Annotated in this window: 13 protein-coding genes; 8 read left to right on the plus strand and 5 right to left on the minus strand. The window is 68.4% G+C overall.

Going from position 1 to position 13,654, the window contains the following annotated elements:
* The 8 genes from IB257_RS02735 (at position 1) to IB257_RS02770 (ending at position 8,251) form a co-directional block, all read left to right on the plus strand.
* A complete protein-coding gene (locus IB257_RS02735) occupies positions 1-837 on the plus strand; it encodes a transporter substrate-binding domain-containing protein (protein WP_054454619.1) in 837 nt (278 codons plus the stop codon).
* Between the two features lie 13 nt (positions 838-850).
* Complete coding sequence (locus tag IB257_RS02740) at positions 851-1,588, plus strand: amino acid ABC transporter permease (protein WP_119451531.1); 738 nt, start codon at positions 851-853, stop codon at positions 1,586-1,588.
* Positions 1,578-2,387 (plus strand): amino acid ABC transporter permease, encoded by an 810-nt coding sequence (locus tag IB257_RS02745; protein ID WP_192491827.1) that lies wholly within the window; start codon positions 1,578-1,580, stop codon positions 2,385-2,387. The genes IB257_RS02740 and IB257_RS02745 overlap by 11 nt, the downstream gene beginning before the upstream one ends.
* Positions 2,374-3,240, plus strand: a complete 867-nt coding sequence (locus tag IB257_RS02750; protein ID WP_175213314.1) for an amino acid ABC transporter ATP-binding protein — start codon at positions 2,374-2,376, stop codon at positions 3,238-3,240. The genes IB257_RS02745 and IB257_RS02750 overlap by 14 nt, the downstream gene beginning before the upstream one ends.
* 62 nt (positions 3,241-3,302) lie before the next feature.
* Positions 3,303-4,517 carry a cystathionine beta-lyase gene (gene metC / locus IB257_RS02755; protein WP_192491828.1) on the plus strand — a complete coding sequence of 405 codons (1,215 nt, stop codon included), beginning with the start codon at positions 3,303-3,305 and terminating at the stop codon, positions 4,515-4,517.
* A gap of 122 nt (positions 4,518-4,639) precedes the next feature.
* A complete protein-coding gene (locus IB257_RS02760) occupies positions 4,640-4,990 on the plus strand; it encodes a glyoxalase/bleomycin resistance/dioxygenase family protein (RefSeq protein WP_054454611.1) in 351 nt (116 codons plus the stop codon).
* 8 nt (positions 4,991-4,998) lie between these two features.
* Positions 4,999-5,928, plus strand: a complete 930-nt coding sequence (locus IB257_RS02765) for a CysB family HTH-type transcriptional regulator (RefSeq protein ID WP_054454609.1) — start codon at positions 4,999-5,001, stop codon at positions 5,926-5,928.
* Positions 5,929-6,046: 118 nt separating this feature from the next.
* A complete protein-coding gene (locus IB257_RS02770; protein WP_192491829.1) occupies positions 6,047-8,251 on the plus strand; it encodes a rhodanese-like domain-containing protein in 2,205 nt (734 codons plus the stop codon).
* A 25-nt stretch (positions 8,252-8,276) separates the two neighbouring features.
* Here the strand turns inward: IB257_RS02770 and IB257_RS02775 are convergent, their stop codons facing one another.
* The 5 genes from IB257_RS02775 to IB257_RS02795 all read right to left on the minus strand — a co-directional run bounded on the left by IB257_RS02775 (position 8,277) and on the right by IB257_RS02795 (position 13,630).
* Positions 8,277-9,650, minus strand: coding sequence for a 3-deoxy-D-arabino-heptulosonate 7-phosphate synthase (locus tag IB257_RS02775; protein ID WP_192491830.1), 1,374 nt, complete (start codon positions 9,648-9,650; stop codon positions 8,277-8,279).
* A gap of 65 nt (positions 9,651-9,715) precedes the next feature.
* Positions 9,716-10,201, minus strand: coding sequence for a heme-binding protein (locus IB257_RS02780; RefSeq protein WP_054454605.1), 486 nt, complete (start codon positions 10,199-10,201; stop codon positions 9,716-9,718).
* 141 nt (positions 10,202-10,342) lie between these two features.
* Complete coding sequence (locus IB257_RS02785; protein WP_119451527.1) at positions 10,343-10,951, minus strand: response regulator transcription factor; 609 nt, start codon at positions 10,949-10,951, stop codon at positions 10,343-10,345.
* Between the two features lie 17 nt (positions 10,952-10,968).
* Positions 10,969-12,405 carry an ATP-binding protein gene (locus tag IB257_RS02790; RefSeq protein ID WP_192491831.1) on the minus strand — a complete coding sequence of 479 codons (1,437 nt, stop codon included), beginning with the start codon at positions 12,403-12,405 and terminating at the stop codon, positions 10,969-10,971.
* 64 nt (positions 12,406-12,469) lie between these two features.
* Positions 12,470-13,630 carry an HPP family protein gene (locus IB257_RS02795; RefSeq protein WP_370127593.1) on the minus strand — a complete coding sequence of 387 codons (1,161 nt, stop codon included), beginning with the start codon at positions 13,628-13,630 and terminating at the stop codon, positions 12,470-12,472.
* Between the last annotated feature and the right edge of the window lie 24 nt (positions 13,631-13,654).

A 13,654-nucleotide genomic window follows, 5' to 3' on the forward strand; every position in this document is an offset into this window, starting at 1 on the left:
ATGACGACTCGCAAGACTCCGGGCGGCGCCCGCATCGCATTCTCCCTGGCGCTGGCCCTGGCCGCCGGCGCGGCGCAGGCCGACGCCACGCTGGAAAAGATCAAGGAACGCGGCACCATCACCATAGGCGTGCTGGCCAATGGCGGCGTGTTTGGTTCGCTGGACCCCGCGACGCAGCAGCTGGTGGGCTGGAACCCGGAGCTGGCGCGCGAGCTGGCCAAGGGCCTGGGCGTGAAAGCGGAATTGGTGCAGGTGCAGACCGCCACGCGTACGCAGTTCCTGATCTCCGGCAAGGTCGACCTGCTGATCGCGTCCATGGAGCTGAACCCGGAGCGCGCCGAGATCCTGGGCTATGCGCCGACGCCGTTCTTCCGCGTGGGCGGCACGGCCGCCACGCTGAAGACCAGCGGCATCGCCAAGTGGGAGGACCTGCGCGGCAAGCCGGTGTGCGTGTCCCAGGGCAGCAGCTTCGCGCGGCCCTTGTCAGCCGACTACGGCGCGGTGGTCAAGGGCTACAAGAGTTCGTCGGATTCGCTCCTGGCGCTGCGCGGCGGCCAGTGCGTCGCGGCCGTGCACGATTCGACCTTGATCCAGCCGCTGCTGCGCAGCAATCCGGAATGGAAGGACTACCACGCGCCCATCGCCACCGAGGTGCTGCCGGCAAATTCGGTGGTCTGGACCCGCAAGGGCGAGGCCGACACCATCGCCGCCGTTGACAAGGTGGTGCAGGACTGGCATCGCACGGGCTGGCTGATCGCCACGGAAACTCGCCTGGGCATCGCACCGCCGCAGCCGCTATTGCAGGAACTGCATGCCAAGTACAAGCAGGGAAGTTGAGGCGGATCGGCGCATGTTCGAATCGGCACTGCAAGCCTGGGTCGGCCTTTTCAAGCCGCTAGGCCTGAACTACAGCTTCGTGTTGGACGCGGGTGAACTGTCCGCGTTCGGCCGCGGGCTGCTGGTCACGCTGCAACTATGCGCGTGGACCATACCAGTGAGCCTGGCGTTCGGCGTCCTGATCGCGGCGGGCCTGACCAGCGGCCGCGGCTGGCTGGCAAGGCCATTGCAGGCTTTTGTGGAAGTCACGCGCAACACGCCCACGCTGGTGCAGCTGTATTGCGCCTTCCTGGTGCTGAACATGCTGATCACGCAAAAGCTGGGCGGCGGCAGTCCGATAGCGCCGTTCGCCTGGGTGGTGATCGTGGTGGCGCTGCACAAGGGGGTGTTCCATGCCGAGGCCCTGCGCGCGGGTATCGAAGCGGTGCCCGCCGTAACCATGGAGGCGGCTCGTTCGCTGGCGTTCTCACGGCGCCAGATCCTGACCCAGGTGCAACTGCCGCTGGCGTTGCGCTTTGCCTTGCCGGCACTGGTCAACAACCTGGTGGACTTGGTGAAGATGACAGCGATTGCGTCGGCCATCGCGGTGGGCGACGTGACCTATGAGTCCATCATGATCTGGTCGTACCGCGACAACGTGTTGGAACTCTTGCTGCTCATCCTGCTGTACTTCGGCCTGCTGACCTGGCTGGTCGGTCTGGGCGGGAGATGGCTGGAAGAACGTTTGAGGATGCCTGGCTATGGCCAATGACCTGGTCCTGAACGCACAGGCCGCGGGGCGACGGCTGCCGCCGGCCTTGCGCGATCCCTGGCTTGTCGTATTGCTGGCGTTGGCGGCGCTGAACCTGGCGTGGGTGGCCACCAACTCGGCGCCCGCCGCCGTGCGGACGCTGTGGTATTGGTCGCCAGCCTTGCTACGCGGTTTGGCGATGAACGTCCAGATCAGCGTGCTGGCCATGGCGCTGGGTACGCTGGCCGGGCTGGTGGTGGGTGCGCTGTCGTTGTCGCCGTCGCGGCTGATGCGCCGCCTGACACGCGCCTACGTGCTGTTGTTCCGCAATGCGCCCATCCTGGTGTTGGTGTACTTCACCACCTACGTATTTCCCTTCGAGCTGAGGCTGGGCGGATGGAATCTGCCGTTTCCGGACTGGATCAAGGTGGTCATCGGCCTGGGCCTGCCGGCCAGCGCCAACGTCGCCGAGATCTTCCGCGGCGCGATCCAGTCCATCCCCAGCGCGCAATGGGAGGCCGCGCAATCGCTGGCGTTCCGCCGCGCGCAGATCTTCCGCATGATCGTATTGCCGCAGTGCCTGCGGCGGATGCTGCCGTCGTGGATGAACCTGTACGCCAGCATCACCATGAGCACGTCGCTGGCCTCGCTGGTGGGCGTGCACGATCTGGTGGACGCGGCTACGGTGGCCAGCAATACGGTGTCGCGCACCGACTTCACGGTATTGGTCTACTTCACGCTATTGGCGCTTTTCTTCGCCTATTGCTACCCCATCGCGCGCTGGACGCGGTATCTGGAAAAACGCCATGAGCATTATTGAATTCGAGGCGCGCACAGCCGCCTCAAGGGGCGCGGCTACGCCGCCGCTGGTCAGCCTGCAGGACGTGCATCTGGCCTTTGGCCAGACGGAGGTGCTCAAGGGCATGGACGTCGAGGTGCGGCAGGGGCAGGCGGTGTCCATCATCGGACCGTCGGGATCGGGCAAGTCCACCATCCTGCGCTGCATTACCGGACTGCTGCGCCCGCAGCGCGGCCGCATCGAGGTTGGCGGCGTGCGCGTGGACGCCTTGAAGACGGAAGCCGAGCTGATCGGCCTGCGCAAGCGCGTGGGTTTCGTGTTCCAGCAATACAACCTGTTCCCGCACCTGAGCGTGCTGGAGAACCTGACGATCTCTCCCATCAAGGTGGGCGGCGTGCCGCGCGCGCAGGCCGAGAAGCGCGCGCGCGAGCTACTGGCCCAGGTGCGGATGGAGCACAAGCAGGACGCCTATCCCGGCGAACTGTCCGGCGGCCAGCAGCAACGCGTGGCGATCGCGCGCGCGCTGGCATTGCGGCCCGAGCTGATCCTGTTCGATGAAGTCACTTCCGCGCTGGACCCGGAGATGGTCGGCGAAGTGTTGGCCGTGATTCGCGAACTGGTGGAGGACGGCCTGACTTGCGTGCTGGTGACCCATGAGATGCGCTTTGCCGAAGAGATCAGCGACATTGTGTATTTCACCGAGGCCGGCCGGATCGTCGAGTCCGGGCCGCCGGCGCGCCTGTTCGGGGCGCCTGCCAGCGAGCGCACGCGCGCCTTTCTGCAACGGGCGGTCGGCGCGGCGCCCGTGCGCGAGCGGACTCCCGATCCCATACAGAGCTACCTGCATTTCGATCCGCTGCGCCTGGCGGTGTGAACCCTGATGGAGTTGCGCATGACTTTCATATCCCTGATTCCCATTTGTGGCGAGGTGACCGCATGAGCCTTGCAGACGCTCGCGTCCAGACCCGGCTGGTGCATGCCGGCGCGCCCGACCTGAAGCAGGGCGGCGGCCCGGTGAACGTGCCGGTGGTACGCACCAGCACCGTGCGCTTTGCCGACACGGCCGCGCAGGCGGCCCTGGGCCGGCAACGCGCGGCCGGGGAACGCGTGGCGACCTATGGACGCCATGGTCTGGACACCCATCAGGCGCTGGAAGAGGCTGTGACGTCGCTGGAAGGCGGCTACCGCACGCTGCTGGCACCCTCCGGGCTGTCAGCCATCGTGCTGGTGCTACTGGCGACCCTGGCGCCGGGCGAGCACGCCTTGGTGGCCGACAGTGTCTATTCGCCGGTGCGCAAGGTGGACCGCGCGCTGTTGCAGCGCTATGGGATCGAGGTGGAGTATTTTTCCGCCACGCGCCACGACCTGGAACCACTGATCCGTCCGAACACGCGGCTGCTGTACCTGGAATCGCCTAGCTCGCTCCTATACGAAGTGCAGGACCTGCCTGCGCTGGCCGCGACGGCGCGGCGGCATGGCGTGCTGGTGGCGGCGGACAATACCTGGAGCGGCGGCCTGTATTATCAGCCGCTGGCGTTGGGCGCGCACATTTCGATTCAGGCGGCCACAAAGTACCTGGCGGGACACTCCGACGTGATGATGGGCGTGGTCACGGTCGATAGTCCGGAACTGGCCAGGCAACTGGGCGCGACCTACGACGCCCTGGGCCTGTCGGTGGGCGCGGACGATGCCTATCTGACCTTGCGCGGCCTGCGCACGTTGGATGTGCGGCTGGCGCGGCATCATGAAAACGCGTTGGTCGTGGCCGAATATCTGGCGCGGCACGAGGACGTCGCCAGAGTCTATTACCCAGCGTTGGCGCAGGACCCGGGCCATGCGTTGTGGCGGCGGGATTTCAGCGGCGCCAGCGGCCTGGTGTCGTTCGCGTTCCGCCATTCCGATGCCGCTGCCGGCGCGCGCTTCATCGATGCCTTGCGTTATTTCTCCATCGGCGCATCCTGGGGCGGCTACGAAAGCCTGGCGCTGGAGGCGGCGCCCGAGCGCCTGGCCGAGCACAGCCAGTGGCGGGATGGTCCGCAGACCCAATCCGTGGTGCGCCTGCACATCGGGCTGGAAAGCCCGCTGGACTTGGTGGACGACCTGGAGCGCGCATTCGCGGCAACACGCCAGGCCCTGCGGCGCAGCGCCTGAGGCATATGCAAATGAGCGGTTTTCTTTAGGGTTTCCGGCTATGTAGAAGCAACGTTTACCTCTTTGTCCGTCAGTACCCGCGACCACTAGAATTTGCCCTGTTCCATGATTGGCGGCAGGGCATGTCTACTATTCTTTCCATCGGTTCGGTGCAGCTTCCGTTTCTTGTCCAGCGGCAGGCAGCGGTACGCGAGTTCTATGGTCACATCATCGGCCTGGATGAAATGGCCGGGGCCGGCGGCCAGCGGCTGCTGTTCGCGCTGGGCGAAGCGACCTTGTCGCTGTCTCCCGTGGACGAAATCAGCAGGGAAGTGAAGCCCGATTACCTCGCGCTCAGGACCGGCGACTATGACGTCATCCTGGCGCGCCTGCGCCGGGCTGGACACCATCCGGTCTGCTCCTTGCCAGACGCCGAGCCGCGCGTGATGTACGTGAAAGATCCGTCCGGCAATCAGCTGGCATTCCTGGGCTGAGGCGCGCGATGAACTTCCAGCAATTGCGCTCCGTGCGCGAGGCCGTACGCCAGGACTTCAACCTGACCGACGTGTCCGAAAGCCTGCACACCTCGCAGCCCGGCGTCAGCCGTCAGATCCGCGAACTCGAGGAAGAGGTGGGCGTCGACATCTTCGTGCGCTCGGGCAAGCGGCTGATCGGCCTGACCCCGCCCGGAGAGCTTATCCTGCCCTTGGTCGAGCAGATCCTGCAATGCGCCGATAACATCCGCCATGCCGGCGCGGAGTACGCCGACAGCCGGACGGGCGTGCTGTCCATAGCGGCCACCCATTCGCAGGCGCGCTACGCCTTGCCGCCCGTCATCAAGGAGTTCCGCGAACGCTATCCCGAAGTGGTGCTGCATCTGCATCAAGGTTCGCCCAAGCAGGTGTCGGAGATGCTGCTGGAAGGCGAGGCCGACATCGGCGTGGCGACGGAAGCGGTGGCCGATTATCCTGGGCTCGTCAACCTGCCTTGCTACCGTTGGAGCCACAGCATCATCGTGCCTCGCGGCCATCCTCTGGAACGGCAGCAGGACGGGGTGACGCTGTCGCAGCTGTCGCGCCATCCCCTCATCACCTATGGGCGGGGCTACACGGGCCGGGCGCATATCGACGAGGCCTTCGCGCGAGCCGGCATCACACCCGACATCGTCATGACGGCGATGGACGCGGATGTGATCAAGACCTATGTGGAGCTGGGGCTGGGCTTGGGCATCGTGGCCTCGGTGGCCTGGGACGCCGAGCGCGACACGCGCCTGTGCGCCATCGACGCCCGCCACCTGTTCGAGATCAACCTGACGCGGCTGGCGATACGGCGCGGCGCATGGCTGCGCGGTTACGCTTTTCACTTTATCGAGATGTTCGTGCCGACTTTGACGCGCGAGATCGTCGAACGCGAGCTCAAGGGCGAAGGCTGAGGCAAGCGGCGCAGGGACAGTCGTCCCGCGCATATCCATAGTTGCATCGCTTCGTTCCCGCCGCGGCGCCGCGCACGTAGGCTGACTTTTTCTTCCACACGGAATTCAGGGCCATCCCATGAGTACATCTGCACCGCTGTCCGCAACCGCGAGCATCCACAACCAACGCGCACGGGCCGTGCGCGAGTTCATCGCCCATGCACGGCGGCTGGCGCCCGATGCCGCCAGCGTCACGCGCGAACAACTGGCCGAAGTGGCAACGCTGCTGGAAGCGCTGGGCCGCCGCCGCGAACTGTTCCCGGCCGAAGCGTTCGCCTTGGTCCCGGGCAGGCCGAACGCCATCTACCGGCTGGCGGAGGACCTGGACGGCGGCCATGCCCTTTACCTGTCGCTGGGCGCGCCGGGCAAGGCCCAGCCGCCGCACGACCACACCACCTGGGCCATCATCGCCGGCGTGCAGGGCAATGAGCGCAATGAGGTCTATGCGCGCGAGCGCAGCGCCGATCCGCTGCGCGATGTGCTGAGCCACGTCCAGCGCGTGGATGTGCAGCCGGGCAGCTCCATCGTGCTGGGGCCGGCGGACGTACACACCATCGAACTGGTAGGTGACGAGCCTGGCGCGCACCTGCATTTCTATGGCCTGGCGCTGGACCGCCTGCATGGCCGTGTGGTGTTCGAAAGCACGGCGGGCGGCACCTACCGCACATTCTCGCCGCCTGCGGCGATCTATCATGCGCGTATTTCCACGCAGGCGCTGCAGGACGAACTGCGCGGCGCGGGCGAGATCGCCTTGCTGGACGTGCGCGAGGCGGGCCGTCATGCGCGCCGCCATCTGCTGCACGCCGTGCCAGCGCCCTTGTGGCGCCTGGAACTGCTGATCGACAAGCTGGCGCCGCGCCGCGATGCGCGCATCGTGCTGGTGGATGATGACGAGACGCTGGCACACCAGGCCGCGGCCAAGCTGACGCGCCTGGGCTGGAGCGATATTTCGGTGCTGGCGGGCGGGACGGACGCCTGGGAGCGGGAGGGGCGGGAGTTGTTCTCCGGCACCAACGTGCCCAGCAAGGCGTTCGGCGAAGTCATCGAGCATGAGAAGCGCACACCCTGGATCGACGTCGACGAACTCGATGCGCGCGTGGCGCGCGGTGACGACATCGTGGTGGTCGACAGCCGCACGCCGGAGGAATTCCATAACTTCACGCTGCCCTTCGCGCACAGTCTGCCTGGGGCGGAACTGGTCTATCGAATCCGCGAGCTGGCGCCGGACCCGGCTACCTTTGTGGTGGTGAACTGTGCGGGACGCACGCGCAGCATCGTCGGCGCGCAAACGTTGATCGACGCCGGCATACCCAACCGTGTCGCGTCGTTGCGCAACGGCACCATGGAGTGGCTGCTATCGGGCCGCGAGCTGGCCCATGGCAGGCATGCGGCGCTGCCTGAGCCGGACGGCCAGACCTTGACTGCGGCCCGCCAACAGGCGGCCGGCGTCGCGCGCCTAGCAGGCGTCGCGCACATCGATACCGCCGCCTTGCTGGCATTCGAGGCGGAGCAGGACGTGCGCACGCTTTACAAGTTCGATGTGCGCACCCGCGAGGAGTACGAGACCGGCCATCTGGATGGCTGGCGCTGGGCGCCCGGCGGCCAACTGGTGCAGGCCACGGACGAGTACCTGGCCACGCGCCGCGCCCGCGTGGTGCTGGCGGATTGGGACGGCGTGCGCGCCTTGACCACCGGCGCCTGGCTGGCCCAGCTGGGCGCGGTGGAGGTCTATCTGTACCGACCGCCGGCATCGGCCGCGTTGCAGAGCGGGCCGGAGCCGCGGCGGGTGCTGCGCCACCGGCCTGACGCCGGCGGTTTGCGGCCGCAAGCCTTGCGGGCCGCGTTGGAAAGCGGCCAGGCCGTGCTGTTCGACGTCGATGCACGGGTTGCGTATGAGCGCGGCCACGTGCCGGGCGCGCGGTTTGCTGCGCCCGATCGCGTTGCCGAGTTTCTGCCCGAGGACAGCGGCCGGACCATCGTGCTGACGTCTGCCGACGGCGTGCTGGCAAGCGTCGTGGCGGCCGAATTGGCGTGGCGCGGCCAGCGGCCGGTGCGCTACCTGCTGGGCGGCACCCGCGCCTGGACGGCGCAAGGTCTGGAGCTGGCCCAAGGCGCGCAAGACGTGTTGACCGGCGACGACGACCAGAGCGTCAGCCCCTATCTGTTCAAGGACCTGGCCGCGCGGGATCAGGGCTTTCGCGACTACCTGGACTGGGAGCTAGGGCTGGTGGCGCAGGTGGAGCGCGAGGGCAGCCAGGACTTCCGGCTGATCACGCGGGAATGACTGGACCGGCTCGCGGGCGCCGGCCTCACCGTGCGGTGCCTTCGATCGCAGCCATCAGGTCATCGGGATGCACCATCAGTTCGCGTGCCTGGCATAGCGTCGGGTACTGCTGCAGCACGCCGGTCCATTGCGCCGATTGCAGCAGCTGTTGCCATACCGGTTCCAAGGTTTCCGGGTCCGCGTCCAGCCCCTGCGCCAGAAGGCCGGCGTATTCAAGGCTGGGCGGCGCGGACAGCAGTTGCATGCGGCTGGCGGCGCTAAGCAGGCGCGGGATCGCCTCGGCTGGACCGTCGCAGAAATAGAGCACGGTGGAGTCGAGCTGCAGGCCTTCGGCGGGCAAGGCGCGCAGCGCGGCGCCCTGCAGGGGGAACTGGCCCTGGCGTGTGCTGAAGGCGTAGTCGGTGCCAGGATCGGCTTGCGCCAGGAGGCGCAACCCGCGCAACAGGCGCGGGAAGTCGGTGGCGGCTGCGTCGGCCGAGGCCTTGGCTTCGAGCAGCAGGCACAGGTCCCAGGCCTGCGGCGCGCCATCGCTCGCAGCCCGGCGCAGCAGCGCGGCATCCCATTCCGTCTTGGCGCGGTCAGCGCTGGCGGGCATCGAAGGCGGAACGCGCATGGAGGACACGGCCTGGTAGGCCTGGCTGCCATCGGCATCGTTGAGACGGGACGCCAGGGCCTGGAGCGCGTGCAGCGCCTGCGCTTCGACGGCGTCGCCGCGCAACCGCGAGGCGTTGCCTTCGGCCAGCGCGGTGGCGCTGCCCGGGCGTGGGCCTTGCTGTTCCCACAAGGCGCGGTAGCGGCGCACGTCGCTGTCGGCGATCAGCATGTCCAGGCGTTGCAGATGTTCCAGCGCGGGGCTGGCGAGCAGGCGATCGAGAGCGGCGGAAGCAGGCTGGGGGTCGGCGGACAAATTGAGAAGCCGGCGCGCGGCGTCGGGCAGCGCCGCCCAGGACTCGGATGCCGCCGCGGCTTGCAAGGCGGCCATGGCGTCGCGCGCGGGGCCTGCGGCCATGCGTTCAAGCTTGGCAGGATGGGCGATGGCGTTGGCGGCGGCGATGATCTCGCGGCGGTCCTGCGCTGCGCGCGCGGCCAGGGAGGCGTACTCGCGCACGAGCGGCAGGCGGTGCCGCAGCAGCAGGGCCTGGAATGCGGGATCGCCGTCGGATTCGCGCATGGCGTCGCGTATCAGGCGCGCCAGGGCGTCAAGAAAGGCCCGCTTGACCGATGAGGGCGGCGAGCAGCCGTCATCGAGCGACAGCCGGGCCTGTTCGATGGCGACGGCCAGCGCGGTCGCGGGCGCGGCGTCTTCGGCGGGGATGCGGGAAATGGTCGGCACGCGATAGCGCCGGGCGGTGCGGCGCAGGATGGCGTCGAGCAGGGATAGGGAGGGCGGCTGGGGCATGGCGCCCCAAGCCTACCGCGATGCCGCCGGCGCGGCAAACGCACCGCGCCCAGGTTGGCAGCGGCTTATTTGAACAGCGCGGCGTTTTCCTGCAAGGCGGTGTCGGCGCATTGCGCGTCCAGGTTGCCGCCGGGTGCGCCCGCCACGCCGATGGCGCCGATCACGGCCGAGCCGGCCTTCACGGGCACGCCGCCGCCCAACACCAGGAAGCCCGGAATGTCGGTCAGGGTGGCTGCGGCGGGATTCTTCTGGACGTTTTCGAGCATCGTCAGCGTCGGGGTCTTGGCGGACGCGGCGGTAAACGCTTTCGCACGGCTGGCTTCGATGGTGTGCGGGCCGGCATTATCGGCGCGGGCGAAGGCCTTGAGCAGGCCGGCGCGGTCCACGACCGAGGCGCTCACGTTGTAGCCCTTGGCCTGGCAGGCGGCGACGGTGGCCGTCGCCAGCTTCTGCGCGTCGGCCATGGACAGGTTGCTCTCGTTGAGCACGGCGGCGTTGGCGGCGCCGGCGCAGGCGAACAGGGCGGCGAAAGCGATGAATTTGGGCGACATGTCTGTGTCCTTAGTGGGTCGGTGACAGGAACAGACAGATTAAAGATGACGGCCGATCGGCGGTATTCGGTCGGCTACGCTGGGGCCTCCGTAGGGCTACGGAGGGGGGCTGCGCAAGGCCGCCCGCAGCGTCGACAGCCTTCAGGCCAGCAGCCCTGCGTATTCGCGGATCAGTCCGGCCAGGTTGTCCGCTTCCAGCTTGGCGAAGACGTTGGCGCGGTAGGTCTCCACCGTGCGCGGCGACAGGTCGAATTCGCGCGCGATCTCCTTGTTGCTCAGGCCTTGCACGACGCGTTCCAGCACATCGCGTTCGCGGCCGGAAAGCTTGTCCAGCCGTTCCTGCGCGGCCTGCGTCACGGCGAGTTTTTCGCGGCTGGCGATGTGGGTGCGCACGGCGGCCTGCACGGCGTCCAGGAAGACGTCGTCGTCCACGGGCTTTTGCAGGAATTCCATGGCGCCACCCTTGAACGCGCGGCGGCACAGGTCCACGTTGGCGTGGCCGGTCAGCATGACCACGGGCAGGTCCGATTGCTCGGCCAGCCGGCTCAGCACGTCCAGGCCGCTGATTCCGGGCATGCGGATGTCCAGGACCACGCAGCCGATGGCCTGCGGGTGCAACCGGGCCAGGAAGGCCTGCGGGTCGCCATGGCCCTCGCTGCGCAGGCCGACGCTGCGCAGCAGCAGCGCCAGGCCGTCGCGCACGGCGTCGTCGTCATCGACCAGATAGACCAGCGGGGATTGTTCGAACATGGGAGATTCCTGCGTCGTCATGCGGCGGCGGCGCGCGGCAGGCTGACCGTGAAGCAGGCGCCTGCCGGGCTGAGATTGCGCGCGGCGATGCGGCCGTCCATGGAGCCGGCCAGCGTGTCGCACAGCGCCAAGCCCAGGCCCATGCCTTGCGGCCGCGTGGTGTAGAAGGGAGCGAACAGGCGCGGCAGCGCGTCGGCGGCGATGCCGGGGCCGGTGTCGCTGACGCTGAACAGGTAGGCGTCGCCATCGGCGCGGCCTTCCAGCAAGATCTGGCGCGGTCCGGGAACGTCGGCCAGCGCATCGGCGGCGTTCTGCACCAGATTGTGCAGGATCTGCTCCAGGGCCACGCGGTCGCCCAGCGGCCGCACGCCTGGGCTGGCGTTGTGCCAGCTCAGCCGTATGCCCAGCCGGGCCAGTTCCGTTTCGCGCAGAAAGCGCAGCGACGCCACCAAGGCGTCGGGGTCCAGCGCCTCGCGCCGGGCGGGCGAGCTGGGCTGCACCAGGGCGCGCATGCGGCTGATGATTTCGGCCGCGCGCTTGGCCTGTTCGGCGCTGGCCAATAGCGCGTGGCGCACGGCGGGGCGTTCCTCTTCGTCGTCCAGCAGCCGCTCGGCGGCGCGGGTCTGGGCCAGGATGGCGGTCAGCGGCTGGTTCAATTCATGGGCGATGCCGGCGGCCATTTCGCCCAGCGTGCTCAGGCGCGCCATGGCGCCCAGGCGCAGTTGTTCCTGGTGGCGGCGGGCCTGGGCGCGCGAGCGCTGCCACGCCGCGGCGCCGGCCACCAGCAGCGCGCTGGCCAGGCCCCAGGCGAGCCAGGTGGCCCAGGGCCAGGCGCCGGGCGTCAGCGTGCGCGTGCTGCGCATCTGGAAGGGTTGGCTGGCCGCGCCCAGCGGCTTTTGCAGGGCCAGCGGCCAGCCGGGGCTGCCAGCGTCGGGCTGCTTGTCCAGCAGCCGCAGCGGGGTCTGGTCCACCGTCAGGGTGAGGTTGGCGAGGCCGGGAGGAAAGTCGGCCGCGGGTATCAGCTGGCTGGCGTCCAGCAGCAGGCTCCAGCCCGAGGGCGCCACCAGCCAGTAGCGGGCGCTGTCCACTGGCAGCGTCACCGGCCGGCCCAGGCCGCGCGCGCGTTCGACGGCGGCGGCAAGGCCCGGAGGTTCCGCCACGCTGCCGCTCCAGGCGCCGCCGGGCAGGTAGCCCAGCCCCAGCAGTTGGGGCATGGCCGGCCGCAGGCTGGGATAAAGGCGTTCCGGAGCAGGGGGATGGGAAAGGGCGGCCAGCGTCGCCAGCACGGCTTCATGCTGCACCGTTTTTTGGCTCAGCATGCGCTGCGCCACGCTGGTGCTCTGGGTGAAGCGTTCGTACTGGTCCACATAGTCCTGCCGCCCGATCCAGAGGGCGCCGAAGGTGAACAGGACCAGCCAGCAGAAGAAGGCGCGAGCGCGCGATAGGGGATTCACGCCTGAAATTATGCCTTGCGGCCAACGCGGGCAGGAATCCGTAGGGCTACGGAGGGGTGGGCGCTCAGGCCGCCAGCCGCTGGGCGTCCGGGTCCGGCGCCTGCGAGCTGGCCGCGAGCGCGATCTGGTACAGCGCCGCCACCAGGTCCGATTGCGTCACCAGTCCGACCAGGTTGCGCGCTTCATCCAGCACCGGCACGCAATGCAGGCTGTCCGACATGGGGCGGGCCAGCTCGATGACGGGCAGGCCGGGGGTGGCGAAGGGCACTTCGCTGCGCATGCAATCGGCCACCAGCAGGTCGGGCGCGGCATCCGCATCGGCAGCGACGGCAGCCAGCCGGGTCCGGCGCGCCAGCACGTCGCCCTGGCTGACCATGCCGGCGTAGCGGCCGGCCGAATCCAGCACCGGCAATGCCTGCAGGCGATGCTTGTCGAACAGGCGCACGGTGTAGTCCAGCGGGTCCTGGGCCTGTACCGTGACTACGTCGCGCGACATGATGTCGGCGCAATGCACGTCGCCGAAGCGGCGCACGCTGGCGCGCATTTCCGCGGCCAGGACGATTTCTTCCAGGTCTTCCTTGCTGATGTCCAGCAGTTCGCCGCGCTGCGTGAGCGCGTCGTCCAGGTCGGCCAGGCTGAAGCCCAGGCGAGCGCTGGGCGCGAGGTCGCGGGTGTTGTGGCCAGCGGCCGGGTCGGCGTGGCGGCGCGGATAATTGCGCTTGAGCGCGCCATTGAAGACCACGGCGATGCACAGCAGGATGGCGGAGTTCAGCGCCACGGGCCAGAGCGCAAAGCCGTAGCCCAGGCTGGCGACCGCGGGGCCGCCCAGCACGGCGGTCAGCGCCACTGCGCCGCTGGGCGGATGCAGGCAGCGCAAAGAGAACATGGCGCCGATGGCCAGCGCCACCGCCACGGCGGCAGCCACGCCGGGCACAGGGATGAACTGGGCGCAGAAGACGCCGATCAGGGCCGATACCAGATTGCCGGCCATGATGGACCAGGGTTGAGCGAGCGGACTGGCTGGGGCGGCGAACAGCAGCACGGCGGACGCGCCCATGGGGGCGATGAACCAGGGGCTGGCGTCGCCCAGCGCGTGGCGGCCCACCCATTCCGTGCAGAACAGGCCAAGCAGCGCGCCCAGCACGCCGTAGAGCTTCTCGCGTCCGTTGACGCCCACCGGCGCTGGCGCGAACGAGCCCAGCCAGCGCTTGATTGCTACACCCAAAACGATCTCCTCGCGCATCGATAT

The organism is Achromobacter sp. ACM03 (genome assembly GCF_014851665.1).
Classification (GTDB): domain Bacteria; phylum Pseudomonadota; class Gammaproteobacteria; order Burkholderiales; family Burkholderiaceae_B; genus Achromobacter; species Achromobacter aegrifaciens.